This window comes from Tsuneonella flava (assembly GCF_002870965.1).
Taxonomy (GTDB): domain Bacteria; phylum Pseudomonadota; class Alphaproteobacteria; order Sphingomonadales; family Sphingomonadaceae; genus Tsuneonella; species Tsuneonella flava.
In genome coordinates this window covers 1-1018 of record NZ_PHSO01000018.1, presented here as the reverse complement: position 1 = coordinate 1018, position 1018 = coordinate 1, and the positions used below count along the sequence as shown (strand labels likewise).

1 protein-coding gene is annotated in these 1018 nt (G+C 58.8%); it reads right to left on the bottom strand.

The window, feature by feature from the left end:
* Nucleotides 1–1018 (bottom strand): tyrosine-type recombinase/integrase (locus CV013_RS15365; protein WP_102156581.1); only part of this gene is annotated, 1018 nt, incomplete at both ends.

The window sequence follows — 1018 nt, the reverse complement described above, 5'->3', positions numbered from 1 at the left end:
GCCCTACCGCAAACAGATCGATACCTGCGTTGATCATGAACGATGCTGCCGAGTGCCGCAGATCGTGAATGCGTAACCCCGGAAGGCCTGCTTCGGTCCGTGCTGTATCCCAGGCCCGCTTGATATCCACGAAAGGCGCATGCGTTTCGGGGTTCGGCAGCAGCCAGGGGCAGTTGTCGTACCTGGGCAGTTGCTCGATCATGGCGATCGCCGCTTGCGACAGCGGGACGTAGCGTGCCTTGCCAGTCTTGCTGTCAGGAATGTGCCAGGACTTACGTTCGGTATCGATATGCTCCCATCTGGCGTTCAGAAGTTCCCGCTTTCGGGCACCGGTAAGAAGCAGCAGCCCGACAATATGTTTGAGCTGCGGGTTCGATGATGCTGCTACGGCTTTGCGTAGACGGTCGGCTTCAGTGGCGGTCAGATAGCGCTCCCGTCCATTGTTGAACTTGGGCCGTGGAATACCCCTCACCGGATTGGTCTGGCCACCAGGGATATTCCAGCGGGCAGCCAGTTCAAACGATCGATGGAAGGTAACACGCATCTTCTCGACCGTTGAGGGTTTGAAGCCTTCGGCGCGCTTCTCGCCCAGCCAGACAGCGATATCCTGCTGTTGGATTTCATTGAGCTTCAACTTGCCCCAGCGGGGCAGCAAATGGAGCCGCATGATCGATTCCACATCGGCATGACTGCGCTGGTAGCTCTTGGCGTGGGCAAGGTGCTGTGCCGCCAACTCGGCATAGGTCGGGATTGATTTGAGTTCTGCCTTGTTGACCGCCGGATCGCCACCGAGGGTGACTTCGGACCGGAGCCGCAGCGCCTTCTTGCGGGCCTGATCGAACGTGATGTCGGCGTAACCACCGATCTTTATCTGCCGTTGGCGACCGGTCTTGTCCCAATAGCGAAGATAGTAGGTCTTGCCGCCGCCGGGACGGACTTCCAGCGTAAAGCCAGCGATGGCGGTATCCCAAAGGACAAGCTTGCTTTTGCCTTCCGGGCAGGTCGCGACGAGGCATTC